Annotated in this window: 17 protein-coding genes; 12 read left to right on the plus strand and 5 right to left on the minus strand. The window is 62.3% G+C overall.

What is annotated here, in order from left to right; translation table 11 throughout:
• The first annotated feature begins 214 nt into the window (after positions 1-214).
• Positions 215-421: a hypothetical protein gene (locus A4R35_RS22490; RefSeq protein ID WP_112433459.1), complete on the plus strand. Its 207-nt coding sequence runs from the start codon at positions 215-217 to the stop codon at positions 419-421.
• Positions 422-711: 290 nt separating this feature from the next.
• Complete coding sequence (locus A4R35_RS22495) at positions 712-972, plus strand: hypothetical protein (RefSeq protein ID WP_112433461.1); 261 nt, start codon at positions 712-714, stop codon at positions 970-972.
• A 262-nt stretch (positions 973-1,234) separates the two neighbouring features.
• Here the strand turns inward: A4R35_RS22495 and A4R35_RS22500 are convergent, their stop codons facing one another.
• Entirely contained in the window at positions 1,235-2,191 is a 957-nt protein-coding gene (locus A4R35_RS22500; RefSeq protein ID WP_112433463.1) for a cobalamin-binding protein, read from the minus strand.
• 254 nt (positions 2,192-2,445) lie between these two features.
• Positions 2,446-3,525: a diacylglycerol/lipid kinase family protein gene (locus A4R35_RS22505; protein WP_112433465.1), complete on the minus strand. Its 1,080-nt coding sequence runs from the start codon at positions 3,523-3,525 to the stop codon at positions 2,446-2,448.
• A 321-nt stretch (positions 3,526-3,846) separates the two neighbouring features.
• Between A4R35_RS22505 and ptsP the strand changes: the two genes are divergently transcribed.
• From ptsP to deoC, 9 genes are all read left to right on the plus strand, one after another.
• The gene (gene ptsP / locus A4R35_RS22510; RefSeq protein WP_112433467.1) at positions 3,847-5,706 is read left to right on the plus strand and encodes a phosphoenolpyruvate--protein phosphotransferase; all 1,860 of its coding nucleotides are present in this window, start codon (positions 3,847-3,849) and stop codon (positions 5,704-5,706) included.
• 271 nt (positions 5,707-5,977) lie between these two features.
• The gene (locus A4R35_RS22515) at positions 5,978-6,358 is read left to right on the plus strand and encodes a cupin domain-containing protein (RefSeq protein ID WP_112433469.1); all 381 of its coding nucleotides are present in this window, start codon (positions 5,978-5,980) and stop codon (positions 6,356-6,358) included.
• 23 nt (positions 6,359-6,381) lie between these two features.
• Entirely contained in the window at positions 6,382-7,482 is a 1,101-nt protein-coding gene (locus A4R35_RS22520; protein WP_189362196.1) for a zinc-dependent dehydrogenase, read from the plus strand.
• A gap of 265 nt (positions 7,483-7,747) precedes the next feature.
• Positions 7,748-9,610: a transketolase gene (locus A4R35_RS22525; RefSeq protein ID WP_112433474.1), complete on the plus strand. Its 1,863-nt coding sequence runs from the start codon at positions 7,748-7,750 to the stop codon at positions 9,608-9,610.
• A gap of 127 nt (positions 9,611-9,737) precedes the next feature.
• Positions 9,738-10,328 (plus strand): hypothetical protein, encoded by a 591-nt coding sequence (locus A4R35_RS22530; RefSeq protein ID WP_112433476.1) that lies wholly within the window; start codon positions 9,738-9,740, stop codon positions 10,326-10,328.
• 302 nt (positions 10,329-10,630) lie between these two features.
• Complete coding sequence (locus A4R35_RS22535) at positions 10,631-11,494, plus strand: RNase H family protein (RefSeq protein WP_112433478.1); 864 nt, start codon at positions 10,631-10,633, stop codon at positions 11,492-11,494.
• 112 nt (positions 11,495-11,606) lie between these two features.
• Positions 11,607-12,314, plus strand: a complete 708-nt coding sequence (locus tag A4R35_RS22540) for a DUF169 domain-containing protein (protein ID WP_112433480.1) — start codon at positions 11,607-11,609, stop codon at positions 12,312-12,314.
• Positions 12,315-12,456: 142 nt separating this feature from the next.
• Positions 12,457-14,178 carry a CocE/NonD family hydrolase gene (locus A4R35_RS22545; RefSeq protein WP_112433482.1) on the plus strand — a complete coding sequence of 574 codons (1,722 nt, stop codon included), beginning with the start codon at positions 12,457-12,459 and terminating at the stop codon, positions 14,176-14,178.
• Positions 14,179-14,434: 256 nt separating this feature from the next.
• Positions 14,435-15,412, plus strand: a complete 978-nt coding sequence (gene deoC / locus A4R35_RS22550; RefSeq protein ID WP_112434391.1) for a deoxyribose-phosphate aldolase — start codon at positions 14,435-14,437, stop codon at positions 15,410-15,412.
• Between the two features lie 49 nt (positions 15,413-15,461).
• Here the strand turns inward: deoC and A4R35_RS22555 are convergent, their stop codons facing one another.
• The 3 genes from A4R35_RS22555 to A4R35_RS22570 form a co-directional block, all read right to left on the minus strand.
• Complete coding sequence (locus tag A4R35_RS22555) at positions 15,462-16,085, minus strand: class F sortase (RefSeq protein ID WP_112433485.1); 624 nt, start codon at positions 16,083-16,085, stop codon at positions 15,462-15,464.
• A 52-nt stretch (positions 16,086-16,137) separates the two neighbouring features.
• Positions 16,138-16,992: a DUF4397 domain-containing protein gene (locus A4R35_RS22560; protein WP_112433487.1), complete on the minus strand. Its 855-nt coding sequence runs from the start codon at positions 16,990-16,992 to the stop codon at positions 16,138-16,140.
• Between the two features lie 357 nt (positions 16,993-17,349).
• Positions 17,350-18,111, minus strand: a complete 762-nt coding sequence (locus A4R35_RS22570) for a pentapeptide repeat-containing protein (protein ID WP_112433491.1) — start codon at positions 18,109-18,111, stop codon at positions 17,350-17,352.
• Between the two features lie 270 nt (positions 18,112-18,381).
• Here A4R35_RS22570 and A4R35_RS22575 point away from each other — a divergent pair, with 270 nt between their 5' ends.
• Positions 18,382-19,908, plus strand: a complete 1,527-nt coding sequence (locus A4R35_RS22575; protein WP_189362199.1) for a serine/threonine protein kinase — start codon at positions 18,382-18,384, stop codon at positions 19,906-19,908.
• Positions 19,909-20,055 lie beyond the last annotated feature (147 nt).

Below are 20,055 nucleotides of genomic sequence, written 5' to 3' on the forward strand. Positions count from 1 at the left end.
ACTGCCCCGCAGGACAGGAAAGCACTGCGGCTGGGTTGACCTGCCCCCCTGCCATGTGAGACGAAGCCGTTGCTGACCGCATGTCAGTGCCTTTGGTCTCACGAGGAGTGTTCTCCCACGGGGAGACTGAAATATCAACGGCGCGAGCAGAGAGCCGTTTTCCCCCTGGATGAATCCAGGGGTCCCCGGCGACACGTCTTTATGGAGGTACCTCATGCCAGAGCGTGTCCTGACCATTGCCGACCTCTGTACTGCCATTGCTGAAGGCCAAATCCCTGCTACGGTCAAAGATTCCACCTATCATGTCAATGCCTTGGATCTGCGTCGCTATCTGAACCGTTTGCGCCCGCTGCCTTTTATTTCGGTCAGGCATTCGCTTCGCTGCGCCCCCGAGTCCGGTCGTGGCCGTACCTCTTCTTAGCCCGGGCTGGGGGTGGGTCACAGGCGTCATGCTGAATTAATCCTTTGCACCTGCTGCCAGGTGACTGCCAGCAGAGTTGCTTTCCTGCTCAGGAGACACTATAATAAGGGCCGGTGAACCGAACGAGACGAGGCCTCAGCACGAGGCTGCCCATTTGGCGCCGCTGGTTCACCAGGAACTGAGCTGAGTGATGAAATCATCCGCTGCGGGCGCAAGTCGACGGCGCGGGCTGGACAAGATGCCGGTCCCTGGTGGTACGGCCTGCGCTCGCAGCCGTAGAAAGGCGTTTCATGGAGCCACTGGAGTCTGATTATACACCGCTACCGAGCCGGCGCCGGCGGGCTGCCGATCCGGCGCGGCGCTACAATTGGCTCTTCCTCTTCCCCATTGTGGGGATTTGTGTCGTCCTGCTCTTTGCCGCCGCCGGCCTCTTCCAGTTCAGCCTGGCCCCCATCGTTGACGGTCTGATGGGGTTCCTGGTGCTGCTGTTCGCCCTCTTTGTCGTCGTTATCTTCTGGGCCTCCGCGCCCAGGCGGGGCGAGCAGTCGTAGCGCGTGCCAGTCAACTGGCGCTCTGGCTCTTGCGCCTGCCTCTGGTGCGCTCGCCAGCGACAGGAGGTAAGAGAACACAGCAAAGGGCCGTCTCTGGTGCTTGTCGCCTTCTGTCTTGCCCTGCGCGGGCTGATCCAAAGCCACTCGGGTGAGGACGTTACCCGCTTCCCGATCAAGAAGGCTCTGTTGGGACGGCTGGCAAGCTCTGGAGGACGGCCCTGAATTGTGTGTCTTTGCTCCACTGGCGGCTGACGGGCGACGCTTAACGCAAAGGCTGCCAGCCCTCTGCCGGCAGCGGTATTCCCGCGTCCTCCCCCCATAGCGCTCGGGCAATCAGTTCCGCCGACTCGACCAGGCGAGGCCCGGAGCGGTTCAAGTAATGGTTCCCATCGATGAGATACACGCGTCCCTCGCGCACGGCCTGCAGCTCCGACCAGGCGGAATGCTGTTCAAGCAGAGCGGCGTCTTGCCGCGTGCGCTCCACATCGAAGCCACACGGTGAGAGGATCAGCACCTCTGGATCGGCCTGGCGCAGCTCGTCCCAGCTAATCCAGGGTGCATGTTGCCCGCTGGCGCTCAAGACTGGCTCGCCGCCAGCATAAGCGATCAGCTCGGGGGTCCAGTTGCCGGCTCCCATCAGAGGGTCGAGCCATTCCAGGACAGCCACGCGGGGAGCCTGGCCGCGCCCGGCGCTCAGGCGGGCGCAGCGCTGGCGCAGCTCCTCCAGGCGTTGCTGATAGCTGGCGATCAGAGCTTCAGCCTCTGCCAGGCGTCCGAGGGCGGCCCCGACACGCCGCAGATCCTCCCAGACATCGCTGAGGCGATAAGGAGCCAGCGAGACGATGCGTGGCTGCAGTCCGGTAAGCTGCCGCACGGCCTCGCTGACATCGCGCTCGCTGACGGCGCAGACCTCGCACTGAGTTTGTGTCAAAATGACGTCTGGTTGCAGCTCCTGGAGGCGGGCGATGTCGATCTGATAAATGCTGAGCGCCTGGAGGGCCGCCTCGTCGCCGGTCCGACGCGTGCCGGCAAGCTGGCGGACCTGGGCATCGATGCCGGCGCTGTTGGTATTGATGTCAATCACCGGACGGCTCAGGGCTGGCAGGTGCTGGACTTCGGGTGGATAATCGCACTCGTGGGAGCGCCCCACCAGTTGCTCGGTGCAACCAAGGGCGGCCACCATTTCCGTGGCGCTGGCAAGCAAGGAAACGATACGCATCGTTGCTCACTCCCTTCTTCTGCCGGCAGCCTCCTCTCTGCTCCTGCCTGCGCCTGGACGGTTGTCTTCCTTGTGGATGGGAGCAGCCGGCGCCGCCGGACACAACCAACAACAGGTCACGGCTACCATCTGGTCAACTGTGCCAGAGCCTCCGTTGTCCAGTCTAGGTACTGGGCTCTTTTCATGGTATCGCCAGGCAGTGTACCGGCCCTTCCTCACCGTCGCGTCTGCCCTGCCCGGCCTGTCCGTCCCGCTCATGTGCCGGTCTCGGCAGTCTGAGCCTGCCAGGTTGTGGGCACCAGGACCCGCAGCCGCTCGGGGGCGATGCGTACAGTAATGGGGGTTTTCCCTTTGACCTCGCCATCCAGCGTCGCCTCACAGGGTCCCGCCGGCGTGCTGATAGTGACACCGGAGGCCCGCCAGTGATGCAAGCCCGGCAAGGCCGTCAGCTCTGCAGGATGGCCAGTCGCTCCTTCGCCCGCCTCGCTCTGCTCGCTCTCGCCGCCAGCGAAGAGCTGGCCGATGGCCGACGCAATTTCCTTCCAGTCCAGTCCCTGGACCACGACGATATCGAGTAAGTGATCGGTAACGCTGGCGCCTGGAATGCTCAACTGGAGCGGGCCGCCAAAGACGGGGGCATTGATCACCGCGACCTGCAGCACCTGATAGCGCAGCTCCGCCACCGCCTGAGCTTGACCCTGGCACTGCTGTTGAGCAGCAAGAGATCCAGAAGGCTCCTCAAAGTCGAGAACCACCTCTAGCGGTTCGTGCGCGCGCAGAGCCTCCAGCGCCGCCAGCGGGTAGGTCATGGCGCCGAAACGCTCGCGCATCTCGCTGCTGGTTGCAAGGCGCGCGAATTCGACATTCAGCCCAATAGTGAGAGTGTGACAGAAGTAGTCGCTCGCGGCCTCCTCGTCTCCGGGACCAGAGGCCGGGGAGGAGGCCTCTGCCGGGAGGGCCATGCCGACGTCGATCGCCGCCTCCTGGCCGCCTACGATTACCTCGACGGCACCAGGCAGATCCTGGGGGATGGCTAGCGAACGGGCTGTGTCGTTGGCCGTACCCAGTGGCAGAATGGCCAGCGGCGGCCCTTCTTTGATAACATGCCTGATCATTCCTCCAACCAGGCCGTCACCTCCTGCTGCAATGGCCAGGTCGATCCCCTGAGCAAGCCAGGTGCTCCCCTGCGATGGTAACTCATTTAAATTCGTAATCGGCTCAACTCTCACTAGCTCGATGTCCGCCTCTTGCAACAGCTTCAGGGCTTCTTCAAGCTGCGGTGCCCGTCCCGAATGGGGACTGTGGATAACGATGGCGCGGCGTTTGCCCGGCATTGGTTCCTCCCGACTCTCGTATGAAGTCGCCTCCTGGTGGCTTCGCTGAGGAGTATATATCGTTGCTGCCTGTTCTGTAAACAGACGGAAAAGCTGTTAGGCACTCTGGAGCCAGCGACGCCGGCCTGCCTGGGGCCGGCTCTTCCCCATTGGGAAGGCGGGGCAGCCGTTGCTCTTGCAGCCCCCGCATTTTTGCCGGATAATAGGAACATCATTTCAGTTTGGCACCGATGCCCACGCGCAGCGCCAGGCGCGCCCATCGCCTACCCGCCGTAGGGTTAGCATCATCCGCGGCTGCGATTCTCAGGAGGTTGAGTCACTGTGTCTGAGCATGAACGGACATTCCAGGCGCCCACTCCTTCCCCATCTTCGGCCCCGCTTCCGCTTCGCCTTGTTCCGCTCTCGCCCGGCCTTGCTCTTGGGCCGGTCTGGCTCTACCGCTCTCCGGCCCTGCAACAGCAGTCCCAATCTCAGCCGACGGCTGCAGACAAAGGCCGCAGGCTGACGCCGGAGCAGGTAGCCGAGGAGCAGCAGCGCCTGCGCGTAGCAGTCGAGCAGGCTGTGGCCGAATTGCAGGCTTTGACCGCTCAGGTTGCGCGCACGGTGGGCAAGGAAGAGGCCGCTATTTTTGAGGCCCATCAGCTGATTCTGCAGGACCCTGAAATCCTGGATGCCGCCATTGAACGCATCAGTCAGCAAGGCCTGCCAGCGGAGCAGGCTCTGCGCGAGGTCGCTGAAGAGAATGCCCAGATCCTGGCTGCCCTCGATGATGAACTGCTGGCGGCGCGCGCCAGCGATGTGCGCGACGCCACCGGGCGAGTGCTACGCCTGCTCTCGGGCACCTCTACTACTCCCCTGCTTCCCCAGGCCGAGAGTGTGCACGAGCCAGTGATCCTGGTTGCCGATGATCTGACACCATCTGATACTGCTACGCTCGATCCCAGGCTTGTGGCCGGTATTTGTACGGTGTTCGGCGGCCCGACAACCCACGCCGCCATTATCGCCCGCTCTCTGGAAATTCCCGCCGTCAGCGGCCTATCCCCCGATCTCTTCGCCCGGCTGACACCCGGCCAGCGTATTGCCCTGGATGGCGGGCGTGGCCTGCTCTATCTCAACCTGACACCTGAGCAGGAGCGGGAACTACTGCAAAGGATTCAACTGCAACAAAAAGAACGAGCAGAGCAACAGCAGCAACGCGAGCGCTGGCGCGGGCGCCCAGGGGCTACCGCTGATGGCGTACCAGTGGCCATCTTTGCTAACGTTGGCGATGAGGAAGGGGCGAAGCAAGCAGCCGAACAGGGTGCTGAGGGCATCGGCCTGCTGCGCACCGAGTTTCTCTTTGGAGGTCGGGAGCAGTTCCCCGATGAGCAGGAGCAGGAAGCGGCCTATCGACGTCTCTTCCGCGCCTTCGCTGCCGGGCAGCCGCAGGGCAAGACTATTATTGCCCGTACGCTGGACGCTGGCGCCGACAAGCCCTTCCCGGCGCTGGAGGCCCTCATTGGCTCTCTGCAAGAGGCCAATCCGGCCCTTGGTCTGCGGGGGGCGCGTATCCATCTCTGTCATGAGGAGCTGCTGCGCCAGCAGCTGCGGGCCTTGCTGCGTGCCGCTCAGGCTACGGGCATTACCCTGCAGATTATGTTTCCTATGATTGCCACTCTGGAAGAGGTGCGACGCCTGCGTGCTCTCACTGAGGAGGTACTCGCCGAGCTGGAGGGGCGGGGGCTACGGCTCACGCCGAGGCCGGCGGTCGGCATCATGGTGGAGACACCCGCTGCCGCGCTGATGGCTGATGTGCTGGCGCGCGCGGTGGATTTCTTTAGCATCGGCACCAATGATCTCTATCAATACGTCATGGCGGTCGATCGCACCAATGGGCGCGTGGCCTCGCTCTTCGGACGTTTAGAGCCAGCGGTCTGGCGTGCCATTGCCCAGGTGGCGCGGGCTGGCCAGCAACACGGGCGCCTGGTAGCCGTCTGCGGCGAACTGGCGGGCGATCCCCTGATCGGTCCGCTCCTGGTCGGCCTTGGTGTACGTGAGCTGAGCATGAACCCGCCGGCGCTGCTGGCTGTCAAGGAGCGGCTCGCGCGTCAACCCCTGGCCTACTGGCAGGAGCAGGCTCAGCGCCTCCTGCAGGCTGAGACCGCCGCCGAGCTGCAGCATATGCTAGAATCTATAGCGTAGGCCGGGCAGGCGGCAGCACCGGAGCAAGGCGAGCCGATAGGCGGGCAGACAGATAAGCAGAGTCTCGTGCCCGCCGGCGCCGACGATGAAGCAGGCCCGGGCCAGGCGGGGCGGTCCGCCTGCCCTCTTCCTCGGTCTGGCCGTCTGGCTGTCTGACTGCCAGACTGACTGATGGCTTGCTCCCATGAGTAGGGGGCGAGTCGTGCTATGAGAGCCGCGAGCTGCTGGTCATGTGATGAGCTGTTAAGCTGTGCAAGAGGAGTAGATTTGCATGGGTGTGATCCATCGTCTCCAGTCTCAGGAGCATGGAGAGCTACGCTGGGAAGGCGTGCCGGTGCGCGCCTATGGGCCAGAGAATAGCCGGGCCAAAGATGCGACGCGCCAGATTCTGATCGGTAACGATGAAGGAGCGCAGAACTTCCATCTGCGCTATTTTGCTGTGCAGCCGGGCGGGCATACCTCGCTGGACCAGCATGCCCATGATCATGGCGTCTATGTGCTGCATGGGCGGGCACGTCTGCGCCTGGGCGATGAAGAGCACGAGGTGCGCGCGGGCGATGCCATCTACATTCCGGGCAACGAGGTTCATCAATTCTTTGCTCTGGGCGACGAAGCCTTCGGCTTCCTGTGTGTCGTCCCGGCCAAAAGATGAGCGGGCGGGGGCGAACGAGCGTTATGCGTGCCGTTGAATATCACAGCAATCAGGATGTGCGGGTCGTGGAGCTGCCGCAGCCGATCATCGGCCCCGGCGAGCTGCTGGTGCGGCTTGTGGCCTGTGGCATCTGCGCCAGCGATGTCATGGAGTGGTATATGCGCCCGCGGGCCCCGCTCTATCCTGGTCACGAGCCGGTGGGCGTAGTCGAGGCTGTGGGGGAGGGGGTGGAGCAGTTCAAGATTGGCGATCGTGTCTTTGTGCATCATCACGTGCCATGCATGGTCTGCCACTATTGTCAACGTGGTGCCTTCTCGCAGTGTCCGACCTTCCGCGCCACGCGTCTCGATCCCGGTGGCCTGGCCGAATACATTCGAGTCCCCGCTGCCAACGTTGAGCGTGATGTTCTGCCGTTGCCCGCGTCGCTCTCGTTCGAGGCGGCTACTTTGATTGAGCCGCTGGCCTGCTGTATTCGCGGCATTGAGCGCGCCATGATGCGTGCCGGTGATCGGGTCCTGATTCTGGGGGCAGGCAGCAACGGCATCATGCTTGCCCAGCTGGCGCGATTGCGGGGGGCTGTCCGTGTAATGGTTGTCGACCCGATTGCCTATCGGCGCGAGCGGGCCTTAGAGGCAGGGGCTGATCTGGCCTTTGATCCAGAAGGGGAGCCGCTGCTGCCACGCGTGCTTGCTGCCAACGACGGACGCAAGCCCGATGTGGTCATCGTGACGCCGTCGAAGGTGCAGGCCATGCGTCAGGGATTGGAGCTAGTGGGACCGGGCGGAACGGTGCTGCTCTTTGCTCCGCCTCCACCGGAGGAGCAGCTCCCTGTAACGCCCAATGAACTGTTCTTCCGCGAGATCACGCTGCGTACCAGTTACTCGGCTGGACCCTATGAGACGCGGCAGGCTCTTGATTTACTGGCCACTGGTCGAATCCGTGCCGAAAGCGTGATCACCCATCGTTTCCCCCTGCATGAGGCGGCGCAGGCCTTCCGTCTCGTGGCCCAACCAGGCGAGGCGCTCAAGGTCGTGATCATGGCCGCCGCTCCTGACGCTGATCTGACCAGAGCAATGGCCCGGTCAGACAACCAGGCAGAGAGGGAGGGCGCGGGCCTGGCTTGAGCGAGCAGGCTGGCTCCCATCTCAGTGAGGCGATCTAGTGCAAGGAAGCACTATAATTCTTCACAGGAGAGAGTGCAGGCCCAGGCGGGCGCTTAGCTCAAGGGCGTCGAAAGCTGGCTGGGCGTCTCCTGCGGCACGGCAGTGTGAGCGAACGAAGGAACATCAGCTTGCCCGAGGGGGGCAGTTGTCCTACAATAGAACCGTATCTGTCGAGTAGCAAGAAGAGAATGATAAACACACATAAGGAAGGCAAGAGGATTGGCTGATGACGACAACTCAGGCTCAGACTCAGGTTGAGCAATGGACCAACCTTGCTCAGCAATTGCGCGTGGATAGTATTCGCTGTACGACCGCGGCGGGTTCGGGGCATCCGACCTCCTCGCTCTCTGCCGCCGATTTGATGGCAGTCCTGCTGGTCAGCTATCTGCGCTATGACTTTGACAATCCACACCATCCGAACAACGACCACCTGATTTTCTCCAAGGGCCATGCGGCGCCGCTGCTCTACGCTATGTACAAGGCGGCGGGCGCCATTACCGACGAGGAGTTGCTGACTCTGCGCAAGCGTGGTAGCCGGCTGGAGGGACATCCGACGCCAGTGTTGCCCTGGGTGGAGGTGGCGACTGGCTCCCTGGGTCAGGGTCTCCCGATCGGTGTAGGAGTTGCGCTGGCCGGCAAGTATCTGGATAAGCTGCCGTATCGCGTCTGGGTGCTGCTGGGAGATAGCGAGATGGCCGAAGGCTCTATCTGGGAAGCCATCGAGCACGCCGCTCACTATAAGCTGGATAATCTGATTGGTATCCTCGACTGCAATCGCCTGGGCCAGCGCGGCGAAACGATGCTGGGCTGGAATACAGCGGCCTATGCTGAGCGGGCTGAAGCCTTCGGCTGGCGAGCTCTGGTCATTGATGGGCATAACTACGAGGAGATCGATCGCGCCTATGCCCAGGCTATGAAGGCGGAAGGGGCGCCGACGCTGATCATTGCCCGCACCATGAAGGGCAAAGGGGTTTCGTTCCTGGAGAATGCCGAGGGCTGGCATGGCAAGGCCCTCAGCAAGGAACAGGAGGAGAAGGCTCTGGCCGAGCTGCCCCATGTGCGCAGCCAGATCTTTACAGTGCAGAAGCCTGAGAATCTGCAGCCGCCTGCCGCGGAGCGCAAGCCTCTAGAGTTGCCGCGCTACGCCAGTGGCCAGGAAGTACCCACACGCAAGGCCTATGGCGATGCGCTCAAGGCTTTGGGCGCTGCCTATCCCGAGGTGGTAGCCCTCGATGGTGAGGTCAGCAACTCGACTTACGCTGAGGAATTCGCCAAGGCTTACCCCGAGCGCTACTTTGAGCAGTACATTGCGGAGCAGCAGATGGTCGCGGCAGCCATCGCTATGAGTGTTCGCCAGCGCATCCCCTTTGCGTCGACCTTCGCCGCCTTTCTGACACGTGCCTACGACTTTATCCGCATGGGAGCCATCTCGCGTGCCAATATCCGTCTGTGTGGCTCGCATGCTGGGGTCTCGATCGGCGAGGATGGACCGTCTCAGATGGGCCTGGAGGACCTGGCCATGATGCGGGCCGTCTTCGGCAGCACGGTACTCTATCCCTGCGATGCCAATCAAACAGCCAAGCTGGTGGCTCAGATGGCGGAGCATGGCGGAATCGTCTATCTGCGCACAACGCGCGAGAAGACGCCCGTGATCTACAGCCCCGATGAGGAGTTCCCCATCGGCGGCAGCAAGGTGCTGCGCCGCTCGGAGAACGACCAGGCGACGATCGTGGCAGCTGGCATCACGGTTCACGAGGCCCTCAAGGCCTATGAGTACCTGAAGTCCGAGGGCATCCTGGTGCGAGTGATCGATGCCTATTCGATCAAGCCGATCGATGAGGAGACGCTTTTCCAGGCTGCCGATGAGACGAAGCAGTGCATTGTAACAGTCGAGGATCACTGGCCGGAAGGTGGTCTGGGTGAGGCGGTGCTGGAGGCCTTTACGCAGCGCGCTGGACCGCTGCCGCGTGTGGTCAAGCTGGCTGTCCAGGAGATGCCCGGCTCCGCCAAGCCTATGGAGCAGCTGGAGGAGGCCGGCATCGATGCCCACCATATTGCCCAGGCAGTCAAGGCCCTGATTCACCGCTAGCTCTCTCCGCCCGCTTTGGCATGCTCGTCCTGCCTGGAGCAGGACGAGCATGCCTGGACTGCCTGCGCCGGGCTGGGGCATAAGATCGACGAGTAGTGCATCGATCTGAGGTGAAGGAGGAAACCCGGTGAAGGAGATATCTCCTGGCCCGCAGCAATCCGTTTCCCGTCGACCAGAGGAGCCGCTGCGACCTCCGCGCGTGGTAACGCTGGCGCTGCTCTTCGACTGGAGCCTGCTGGTACAACTGCTGGCGATGCCGCTATTGGGGCGCTGGCTAGGGCTTTCTCCTTCGCTGCGCTTGCCCTGGCTCTCGCCTGCCCTCAATGCGCTGCTCTCCCTGCTCGCCGCTCTCCCCTTTGCCTTGCTGCTGGTGCTGTGCGGCGAGGGGGTGCGCCGTGGCCTTCCCTGGGCGCGCTCCGTGCAGGTGGCGCTCAATACGCTGCTCGCCCTGGCGGGCCTGGCCAGTATCTATACGCTCTGGCTCGATGCACGCGTAGGAAACTACTGGTCCCTGGTGACCCTGCTAACGCTGGGCGGACTGTCGCCCTTAATTGCCTGGGGCTTGCAGCGGCCAGTGACGCGCCGCTGGTTTCATCCGCCGCTGGAGCTGGCGCCAGGACTGAGACAGCGTCGGGCCAGCCTGCCGCCCTCCTGGCCCTTGCTGGGCGCCGCGCTGCTACTGGGCCTCCTGGAAGCTCTGGCGGCCCTTCATCGCTGAGCGCAGAGAGAAAGAATCGCCAATCGCTTGACAGCCCTGCCTGGTCCGGTCGCGATGCGCGCCAGCCGATCGATCTGCTCGCTTGCTCTCTACGGCGACTCTCTGCTTGACGACGGACCATCTGGGGCCGTATCATGGGGCCATACTGTTAGCCATCGTCTGGTGGCAGCCGTTGCCCCTTCCTCTCTCTGGACTTGGAGGGTTGGATTTCTGCCCGGCCTGGATGGTGAGCGACTGACCTGAGAGTGAGATAAATGGAGTGGGCGCGGCCTTGTTGATTATCAGGTTGAATGGTGCAGTGAGTGAGTCAGGAGACAGAATCGCTGGAGTGGCGTTCGGTCAAAGAGGCACTGGCTGGCTTTTCGGCTGAGGCGGTTCGCTCGACTCTCAGACGAAGGCCGGCGGTCGTCGCCTATACCGATGGAGCCTGCATCAAGAACCCGGGTGGTCCCGCTGGTTGGAGTGCTATCCTGGTGCCGGTCGAGCGGCTTGATGTGCCGCTGAGCGAGATCCCGGCTGAACGTATCGAGGCCCACGGGCATATTCCGCCTGCGGCCACAACAACCAACAATCGGGCTGAGATTGCGGCCTTGCTGGCGGCCCTGAGCCTGGCCCCGCCGGATCGCCCGCTCAAAATCTGGAGCGACAGTCAGTACACCATCAAGGTGGCGACGGGTGACTACAAGGCGCGCATGAACCCCGACCTCTGGCAATTGTTCCATTGGCTGGTCAATCATCGTACAGCGCCTTTGTCCTTTGGCTGGGTACGCGGCCATGCCGGGCAGGCTCTTAATGAGCGCGCCGATGAGCTGGCTGGCCTGGGTGCCTGGCAGGATGATCGTGCCGCCTATGAGCAGTGGCTGCGCTCGCAGCAGCCGGAGGCCCGTTCAGGTGCCGTTACCAGGAGCGAAGCCGATCAGAGCAGGAGCGGACGGCAAGCAGCGGACGATGGGGTGCGACCCTCGGCCTCGGAGCTGGCCCTCATGCGCGATCAGGTTCAGGAGCTGCTGACGCTATTGGAGAGCGGACGCATCGCGCTCAAAGACAACGAGCGTCAGTTTCTCTACAACATGGCCCAGCGCCTGCGCTACCCGGACTTTGTGCCGACGGCGGGCCAGCGCAATTGGCTCAAGGGTCTCTCGGCCCGTGCCCGTCGAACGCTTTGAGGGAAAGACCTGGGTGGGGCTGGCTGTTCGCTGATCACTGAGCATGAGCAGAGCAGCTCAGGCGTTTCTGTTTCTGGCCTTGCTTGCCTGTTGCTAGGAAGGACGGTTTTGTGTGATTGATCGCAATGTGGTAGAGCGTTTTTCGTCCTTGTTGGGGCTGGCCCGGCCCCCGGTGGGGCTGGCCTTCGTCGATGAGATCCCGCTGGGAGTTGAGCGGACGACGACAGGTGTTCCTTCGGCTTGCACTTTCTGGCGCCTGGCCGAGCAGGGCGTCTTTTATGCGACTGCCAGTGATCATCAGCAGTGTCCCATCGGCATGATCACTATGGGCTTTCTCTCCCCCCAGGCTCTGGACGAGCGGGGGCGCTCTCTCGTGCAGACAATGGCAAACGTCGGCTACTTCTCGCCCGAAGAGCTGCGCGGCCTACCGGTCGTGGAGAAGCAGCACGTGGCCATTGTCTATGGACGTCTCGATCGCTTCCCGCTGGAGCCAGATATCGTGCTGGCGCTCTTGAATGCCCAGCAGGCGATGCTAGTCGCCGAGGCGCAAGGAGCAGTCAACTGGCTGGAAGGGGGCCAGCTCGCCTTTGGGCGCCCGACCTGTGGTATCATTCCCCGTACGCTGCGTACAGGCCAGCCCTCGCTCAGCTTCGGCTGCGTGGGCGCGCGCACCTATGTAGGCATGGAGCCGTCACAGATGGTGCTGGCTCTCGCCGGGAGCCATTTCGCTGAGCTGGTCGCGCGTCTGGAGGGAAGCGTGACCGCCAATGAATCTCTGGCGCCCTTCCATGCCCAACAGAAGGCGAGCTTCCCCGCTTGATCGCTGGGGACCAACAATAGCACGGTTTCTGTTCTTCTCTTCTCTCACTGGCGCTCCCGCTGGAGGCAAGTCTGTCTGCCGCTGCGGAGCGCCAGCAGCTCTATCCGACCACAGTACAGCAGGCCAGAAAGGACACGCAGCGATGCCTCTCTCGGTGTCGAATCAGGCGCGCGTGCTCTTCAATCGTCGCGTCCCGTTACGCGATGGTATCACGCTGTCCGCCGATATCTATCTGCCAACCCAGGGAAAGGGACCGTGGCCGGCCATCCTCCTGCGCACACCCTACTTGAAAGCCCAGGCCCAAATAGCTCAGCGAGCTTTGGCCTTTGTGCGCTATGGCTATGCGTTCGTGGTGATGGATGTGCGAGGACGTGGCGACTCTGACGGTGAGTTCGTTCCCTATCGCCACGAGGGGCCTGACGGCTACGATGCCATCGAGTGGTGTGCTGCCCAGGACTGGTGCGATGGCAATGTAGGTACCCTGGGTGCCTCCTACGCGGGCCGCATTCAGTGGCTCGCGGCTCTGGAGCAGCCGCCCCATCTCAAGGCGATGGTTGTGCTGGTCGCGCCCTCCGATCCTTTCGTTGAGATACCGACGGGCCTCCCCAGTCCCATGCACCTCTGCTGGGAACACTACGTCAGCGGGCGCGTCACTCAGCCAATGGAGCTGGTCGACTGGGAGCAGGTCTACTGGCATCTGCCCCTGCTCACGATGGATGAGCGCGCTGGACGCTTCAATCCCCACTGGCGCGAGCAGATCGCTCACGCCGCGCTTGATGACTACTGGCTACCTCTCTGCTACCAGCGCCGCTTTGAAGAGCTGGCTGTGCCGGTCCTGCATATCTCCGGCTGGTACGATGACGAGCAAATTGGTACCCCTCTTAACTACATCGGCATGACCACGCGCGCCGCCACGCCCCAAGCCCGGGCCAATCAGCGCCTGCTCATGGGTCCCTGGGGGCACCAGGTGAATACGAGCCGCAAGCTAGGAGAGATCGACTTTGGTCCCCAGGCCCTGATCGATCTCGAGGCCGAAGAACGACGCTGGTTCGATCGCTTCCTCAAGGGGCGACGCCAGGAGCCGCCACCGGCACCGGTGCGCCTTTTCATCATGGGAGCCAACTACTGGCGCGATGGGCAGGAGTGGCCCCTGGCGCGTACGCGTTGGACGCGCTTCTACCTGCACAGCGGTGGGGCGGCTAACAGCCGTTTTGGCGACGGGCACCTCTCTCCAGAGCCTCCCGCGTCTGATGAGCCGTATGACAGCTACCGCTACGATCCCGCCCGGCCCATGCCTTTCATCACTGAACCGACCTCTGCGCAAATCGGCGGCCCCGATGATTATGCCGCCATTCAGCGCCGCGATGACGTTCTCGTCTATGTCAGCGAGCCGCTCAAAGAAGACCTGGAGGTGACCGGCCCCGTGCGCCTTGAGCTGTATGCCTCCTCGTCAGCGCCCGATACTGACTTCGTGGCCATGCTCCTCGACGTCTGGCCAGACGGCTTTCGTCAGCGCCTCTGCGACGGCATGGTTCGCGCCCGCTTCCGCGAAGGGATGGATCGCCCGCGGCTGATCGAGCCGGGCCGCATCTATCGATACGAGATCGATTGCTGGAATACGGCTCAGCTCTTCAAAGCAGGCCATCGTATTGGCCTGCAGCTCAGCTCTAGTGCCTTCCCCAAGTACGACCGCAATCTGAATACTGGGGCGGCGCTGGGCCTGACCAGCGAGATGGCTATCGCCGAACAGCGCATTTATCACGACCGCGCTTATCCCTCGGCCCTGGTCCTGCCGGTCATTCCCTCGGCTGCCTCGCCCTCGCCTTTCCCTGTCTCCGAGACGTCGCGAGGGACGAGCAAGTGAGCAGTACCTTGACAAAGCCTGGCTCGTGCAAGATGATAGAGGGCAAAGGAGCGAAGGGAGCTGAAGTGAAGCGGGCCTTCGACTAAGGCCGGGCAACTGTCGGCACGTGCGCGTCCAGTAAAAGTCTATCTGGACCAGCGCTGGCCTGCAAGTGGCGCCCGCCAATGTTATGGGGGGAAGAGCAGTGACTACGATTAAAAGAGTGCCGGAGGCGCAAGAGCAGAGCGTGAGTGCACGCCCTGAGCAGCAGCCCACGATGGCGCAGGGGCAAGAAGAGCAGCCGCGGGATGAGCGGAATCCAGGTGTGCCGCTCGACCTGGGCTGGCTGCGCGAAGTGCACGTCAATCGCAGCGCAGTCGAACGCCGGGCGGCCACCTTGCCGGCGCGCCGCACTGTCAAGCGCGAATGGCAGGCTGCCTGGCTACTGCGAGCCATCACCTGTCTGGATCTGACCACCCTGGCCGGGGACGATACGCCTGGCACCGTGCGCCGGCTTTGTGCCAAAGCGCGCCATCCTGTGCGCAGCGAGCTGCTGGAAGCGCTAGGGGTTCCCGAGGAGCGCATCCAGGTGGCGGCGGTTTGCGTCTACCACAACCTGGTCTCGGTGGCCGTAGCTGCTCTGCGCGGCACCCAGATCCCGGTGGCGGCGGTCTCTACTGGCTTCCCTGCCGGTCAGATCGCTTTAGAGCAGAAGCTCGCCGAAATCGCGGCTTCGGTGCGGGCCGGGGCGCGGGAGATCGACGTGGTCATCTCGCGGGCCCACGTTCTAACCGGCAACTGGCAGGCTCTCTACGATGAAGTACGAGCCTTTCGCATGGCCTGTGGAGAAGCCCACATGAAGACCATCCTGGCAACGCACGAGCTAGCCACTCTGCGCAACGTTGGTATGGCCAGCCTGGTCTGTATGATGGCTGGGGCTGATTTCATTAAGACCTCCACCGGTAAAGAGGCGGTTAATGCAACCCTGCCAGTGGGCCTGGTGATGACGCGCGCCATTCGCGACTACTACGAACGCACTGGCTACCGGGTTGGCCTGAAGCCTGCCGGCGGCATTCGCAGCGCCAAAACGGCTCTCGACTGGCTGATCCTCATGAAAGAGGAGCTAGGCGACGAGTGGTTGAACAGCCGCCTCTTCCGTATAGGCGCCAGTGGTCTGCTCTCCGATATCGAGCGCCAGCTCTCTTACTTCGTCACCGGCCATTACGCCGCTGCCCACTATAACCCCCTGGTCTAGTGAGCCACCCAGCTCGCCGATCTGACGCGGGGCAGCCGGCTGCCCCGCGTCAGGTGATCAGCGTCGTGTAGACGACAAGGCGGAGCTGTGTCTGATGCTCGCTGGCGATCCAGTCACCAGCACAGGTAATCAGATTGAGGTAGTGGCCACTGGTATCGGCAAAAATCTGTTGCAATGGGGCCTGCGTCGGCGGATAGTAGGCCAGGGCATGTACCCGGAAAGACCACCACTCTCCCTGAGTATCGAGCACCTGAACGACGTCGCCTGGCTTCAGCTCACGCAGGCGCCAGAAGACAGCCGGTGCTCCCCCAGGGCGGTCGAGATGCCCATCGATCACCGCGCTGCCGCGCTCGCCAGGGCGCGGGCCAAGTCGGTACCAGCCCACGTCGTCCCAGGGCTGGCGCACTGGCACCTCCAGCTCGCCGCTGGCCGTGACCCCCACTGCCTCAACGATGGCATCCACGCCGATAGCCGGAATGCGCAGACGCATCGGCACTCCTGGTTGGCCGCTCATCGAGCGCGGAGAGCGATCGGGAAGGCGGGCCTCCCCTATCAGCAGCGGCTGGCCGTCACGGACTTGAGTAGTGGCCGCCCCGGTCGAGCCGCAGCTGTCTAGCGAGAGCAAGAGAGCCAGCAGAGAGCAGACCCACAACAGTGCCTTCAACCCTGGCATAATCCAACGTCTACGAGAGCCTCTCGACTGCCTTGCTCGCCTTCGCCGGTCCTTAGCGTCGGCTGCGCAGCAGAATAGCTGTAGATCCACCAATTAAGAGTAGGAGAAGCGTCAGAATCAATGGCAAAGCTAAAGGCACGCCTACCTGAACAGGCGGAGTAGTCGAGGCCGCGGGGTCGCTGCCGGTGTCTGGCAGGCCGGGTGTCCCGGCAACCTGACGCGCTACCAGTTCCAGCTTTGGCGTCCCCAGCGCTAGCCCGATGCTGAAAATGCTGGTAATCTGGTTGGCTGCCACCTCCAGCGTCGTCTGTTGAGACACGTGTTGCTGTGTCAGATCTACATCGAACGTATAGTGCCCTGGGGCCAGCAGGGTATAGTCGCTGGCCTGCAGATACTGCAGGTTCTTGATCAACGGATTGCCATTAGCGGTCAGCGTAGCCGGCCCACCCTCGGGCGAGAGGTGGTAGAAGCGCAGCTTGGCCTTGCCGGTTACCAGGCTGTTATCCTCCTTGAACACCACCAGAGACAGGCCGGTTGCTTGAACGCCAATAGCCGCCACCGTATAGGCGAAGCCCGGCTCAACCGACAGGGTCTGTGAAATCACCGCCGCGTCTGGCCCCTTGCCGATCAATGCCACCTGCACCTTGTGCGGTCCCGGGGGAATGGCCAGATAGTCGGTCACCGTGCCGAACTGGAAGTTGCTCAGGGCGCGCTGCCCATCGAGAAAGACGTCGGCGACGCCGATATCGGGCGAGGCATGCATGATGCGCACAAAGGCCGCAGGGGAGGCCGCCGCCTTTGGGGTGGCTCTTAGCCCTGGTGCCCAGACAAGCGAAATAAGACAGAGTATGACGAACACCTGCAGAAGAGTGCCCATCTTGGGGCGACGACACATGCAGCTTCTCATAGGCTCTCCTCCTGAGATCGACTTGTCCCTGCCTTTGGTTCGATCCGAGTGGTTAGGTCCGAGACAGAAGCGCTTTCTGGTGGTAGAACGAACGAAGATGGTTATGAGTAAAATAGAATTTTTACACAAGCCAATCCACTCTTCAGAGGACACGAAGCCTGGCTGTGAAGGTGAAAGCCAGGCGAACCATCTCTTGGAGGATGGCCTCCTGTAGCGTTGATGAGAAGCACCTGGCCCTTGCTCGTCTGCCCTGCTCGCTGATCGCCGTCTCTGACGTGATGGCTATACCCGCTGACTGGGAGAAGAGAGCGGACGTCGCTCCTTGAGAAGCAGCTTGCCTCAGCGGCTGCGCTCCCCTTACAGAGGGAAAAAGCGTTCTCTGCCTTGCTGTCGCCGGAGGCGTCGAGAAAAAAAGCGATATTCTGGATTCTGCCGGAGCGAGCATGCTCGTGCCCGGAAGCGTGCAGCCTGTGCTGGCAGTCCCTGCTCCTTGAGCGCCTGTTGAAGGGTCTCGTAAGCCTGAATTGCGCTTTCATACTGCCACAGGCGTTCATATGCCTGCAGAAGCTCGTAGCTGGCCCCTGGCTCTTCCTTGTGGATGTGTGGCGCCGAGAGAATCTCTTCATCGCCCAGCAGATCGACTCGTTCCCAGGCGATGGTGGCAAGCCTGACCTGCGACCAGTCGAGGCCAGCGACTCGTGCGCTGCCGTGCTCAGCGTCTTGCAAGAGAACGCCCTCCAGTCTGGTATGTGCATTGAGCCAGGAGCCGCGCAGATCGGCACCTGCCAGCCATGCCTCTCGCAGATCGGCGCCGCGTAGATCTGCGGCAAGGCAGGATTGGCAGAGATTAGCCCCGTGGAGAATGGCCTCCCGCAAATCGGCCAGCCCGAGATCAGCTCCATGTAAATCAGCCTGGCGCAAATTAGCGCCACGCAGGTTCGTAGTGCAGAGATTGATCCCTGCGAGCATGGCCTGCTGCAGATCGGCCCCGCTGAGATCCGGCCCCTGGCCATAAATAGGACTGGGCCTGGCGAACACCAATGGCCGTTCGTGCAGATGCCAGTGATTCCAGGCTTCTACGCCCCGCCTTAGCATTGCCAGATGCTCTGGAATACTCATCGGCCTGGCCTCCGTGTGGTAGAAGCCGTCCGGGTGACCCGCGCAAAATGCTGGAAGACGCCAGATATCGGCTTCTTGATAGTAAAGAATGAAATACCGTACTATCCGTAGCTATAGCTCTGTAGCCCTCAGAAAAGTATCCGTAATTCTCCTACCCGGGACATGAACGCTGGCGAGAGAGAAAGTTGCATAACTCTTGTTTATCTATCGATCAACTCGTATAATGGAGAAAATATTGTCCACAAGCGTAGCGATAAGCTGGAGTCAGCGATGCAGAGGACAGAGGCCAGGCTGAGAACGGGATCTATCATTAAAGATCCCACTCAGACCCGCTATCGTGTCGAAGCTTGCCTGGGCACAGGAGGGTTCGGTTCGGTCTACCTGGTGATGGAACTGCGTGGCTCCGGCAAGCTCTTCGCCCTCAAAGAAGTTGTGACGACCACCGAGCGCGAGCGGCGCAGCCTGGCCCTGGAGGCCAGTCTGTTGATGCGGCTGCAGCATCCGGCCTTGCCGCGCGTCTATCGCTTTTTCGACGATGTGCGCAATCAGCGCAGCTATTTATTGATGGATTATATCCGCGGCGCCAACCTGGAGGAGCTGCGGCGCCTCACCCCTGGCCGGCGCGTTCCCTTAGCCCATCTGCTGACGACGCTGGAGCCGGTCATTGATGCTCTTGACTATTTGCATAGCCAGCAGCCGCCCGTCATCCATCGCGACATCAAGCCGTCGAATATCATCGTTCCTGCGGCGGGGCGCGGTGCCGTACTGGTCGATTTCGGTCTGGCCAAGCTCTATATTCCTGATGGCATGACGACGACGATTCGCCAGGGTACCCCTGGTTACGCGGCGCCGGAGCAGTATGGGGGACGAGGACGCACCGATATACGCACCGATGTCTATGGGCTGGGGGCAACGCTCTATACTCTGCTGACGGGCCAGTTCCCCTGCGATGCCTTTGAGCGCGTGCTCCTGCTCCAAAACGGAGCAGAGAGTGATCCCCTGCGGCCCGCCCACGAGCTGGTCCCCGAGCTGCCGCGCGCTGTGAGCGAGGATCTCCAGCGAGCCCTGGCGCTGAACAGTCAGGAGCGTTTTGCCAGCGTGCGCGAGTTCTGGCGTGCTGTTGTCAGCCACGCTCGCATTGATTCAGAGGCGACAGCGGCCCGCGAGGAAGCAACGCCCTCGCTAGAGGTGATGGCCGCTTCGACCGAGCTATTCCCGGAACGCAAGATCCAGGAGAGCCGCCGGCAGGCGCATCGTCAGCGGCGCCGTCTGGTGCTGAGTGCGCTCATTCTGGCGCTGGTGCTGACGCTGATGGCAGGTGCATTCACAATCGGACTGAACAGCCCCCTGCGCTCGCTACTGGTTCACTCCGCTGCCCCGCTAACGCCAACAGCGCCGGCGCACGCGACGGCCAGCGCCTCGTCGCCGGTCCCGCTGGCGGGCGAGGCCTATCCCTATCCGGCTCTCTTTGCCGCCTATGTAGGCACCGCTCAGGATCTGCTGACCAATACGCGCACTCCTCTGGTGCTCTCCCACCTGCAACAGCATCAAGAGCACTTCTCTGGCTTTTTCAGCGGCCTGGGGCAGAGCGGACCTTTCTCAGGAACGCTTGAGCGGCAGGGCGCAGTCCATTTCACGGTTCCTATTTACGGCGGTAAGGCGAGCCTGGTCTTCGAGGGAATGATCAAGGTAGGCAGTCAGATGGCCGGGAGCTTCGAGGTTCATGATGAGAACAACCATTTTACCGGCGAAAGCGGCCTGTGGTCGCTCTCGCCCGGCTTTCCTCCCAGCCAGTAACTGAAAGCCTCCCTTGCTTGCTCTTCTCCACCTCTGGCGGCTCGCGATGGTCACGCCTGTCTTATAGTCTATCAGCGAAGGAGAAGGAGGCCTGGCTGAGGCTGGCATCCTGCTCGACTGCTGTATCGCCCGCTGTTGGCTGTTCTG

Origin of the sequence: Thermogemmatispora tikiterensis, assembly GCF_003268475.1 — a bacterium.
In the GTDB taxonomy this organism is placed as follows: domain Bacteria; phylum Chloroflexota; class Ktedonobacteria; order Ktedonobacterales; family Ktedonobacteraceae; genus Thermogemmatispora; species Thermogemmatispora tikiterensis.